Annotated in this window: 1 rRNA gene; it reads left to right on the forward strand. The window is 52.3% G+C overall.

Annotated features, from left to right (window positions below):
• Positions 1–686 (forward strand): 23S ribosomal RNA (locus NO991_RS20565); the annotation flags it as partial.
• Positions 687–732: the final 46 nt, after the last annotated feature.

A 732-nucleotide genomic window follows, 5' to 3' on the forward strand; every position in this document is an offset into this window, starting at 1 on the left:
TTACGGACAGTGCCTGGTGGGTAGTTTGACTGGGGCGGTCTCCTCCCAAAGAGTAACGGAGGAGCACGAAGGTTGGCTAAGTACGGTCGGACATCGTACGGTTAGTGTAATGGTAGAAGCCAGCTTAACTGCGAGACAGACACGTCGAGCAGGTACGAAAGTAGGTCATAGTGATCCGGTGGTTCTGAATGGAAGGGCCATCGCTCAACGGATAAAAGGTACTCCGGGGATAACAGGCTGATACCGCCCAAGAGTTCATATCGACGGCGGTGTTTGGCACCTCGATGTCGGCTCATCACATCCTGGGGCTGAAGTCGGTCCCAAGGGTATGGCTGTTCGCCATTTAAAGTGGTACGCGAGCTGGGTTTAGAACGTCGTGAGACAGTTCGGTCCCTATCTGCCGTGGGCGTTTGAGAATTGAGAGGGGTTGCTCCTAGTACGAGAGGACCGGAGTGAACGAACCGCTGGTGTTCGGGTTGTCATGCCAATGGCACTGCCCGGTAGCTACGTTCGGAACTGATAAGCGCTGAAAGCATCTAAGCGCGAAGCAGGCCTCGAGATGAGTTCTCACTAGACTTTTAAAGTCTCTGAAGGGCCGTTGAAGACTACAACGTTGATAGGCAGGATGTGGAAGTGGTGTGAGCCATTAAGCTAACCTGTACTAATTACCCGTGAGGCTTAACCATACAACGCCAAACGCGTTTTATGACAGCGTAACAGACAGAAGTTAAG

Origin of the sequence: Pseudoalteromonas sp. DY56-GL22, assembly GCF_041414715.1 — a bacterium.
Classification (GTDB): domain Bacteria; phylum Pseudomonadota; class Gammaproteobacteria; order Enterobacterales; family Alteromonadaceae; genus Pseudoalteromonas; species Pseudoalteromonas simplex.